The organism is Streptococcus sp. HMSC071D03, from assembly GCF_001812125.1.
In the GTDB taxonomy this organism is placed as follows: Bacteria; Bacillota; Bacilli; order Lactobacillales; family Streptococcaceae; genus Streptococcus; species Streptococcus pseudopneumoniae_N.
Window position 1 is genome coordinate 1 of the sequence record NZ_KV807823.1, and the last position, 782, is coordinate 782.

Genomic DNA, 782 nt, shown 5'->3' on the forward strand with positions numbered 1-782 from the left:
TTTAGAGCCTGATTGACCGACTCAGCGCTTTTATAGTCACTTAGTTTATAAAACACATGTTATAATAAAGCTATGGCATATAGTACAGATTTTAAACAAGGAGCATTAGATTACATCAAAGAGGGGCACAGCCATGTCGAGGCGGCCCAAGTTTTTGATGTTGGCGTCAGAACTCTCTTCACGTGGGAAAAGAAATTACGTGAACAAGGGCACTTAGAGAAGAAAAAGCGAGTCGCCAAAAGCCGAAAGATTCCTTTAGAGGAATTGAAAGCCTTTGTAGAGGCTCATCCAGACGCTTTCTTACGGGAAATTGCGGCACATTTTGATTGCGCTGTTCCTTCAGTATGGGCAGCTTTAAAGCAGATCAATATCACTTTAAAAAAAGACGACTAGCTTTAAGGAACAAGATCCAGAGAAAGTCGCTGAATTTCTTGATATTTTGAATAGCCTAAAAGATTTACCAGTCGTATATATTGAGGAAACGGGAATCGACCGCTACCTCTATCGTCCTTATGCACGGGCTCCTAGAAGGGAGAAAGTCTATGAAAAGATTAGTGGACGGCGTTTTGAGCGGACTTCGATTGTTGCAGGACAAGTAGACGGAGAGTTTATAGCTCCTATGGTTTACAAGGAAAGTATGGCGAGCGATTTCTTTGTGGAGTGGTTCAAAACGCAACTTCTACCTGCTTTGAAGACCCCTCATGTCATTGTCATGGACAATGCTAGTTTTCATCCCAAGAAGATTTTGGATGAACTTTGCGTCAAAGATAAACACTTTTTCT

1 pseudogene is annotated in these 782 nt (G+C 41.4%); it reads left to right on the forward strand.

Annotation, left to right across the window (positions count from 1 at the left end):
* Nucleotides 1-72 precede the first annotated feature (72 nt).
* Nucleotides 73-782, forward strand: a pseudogene (locus HMPREF2837_RS11560) (IS630 transposase-related protein); the annotation flags it as partial.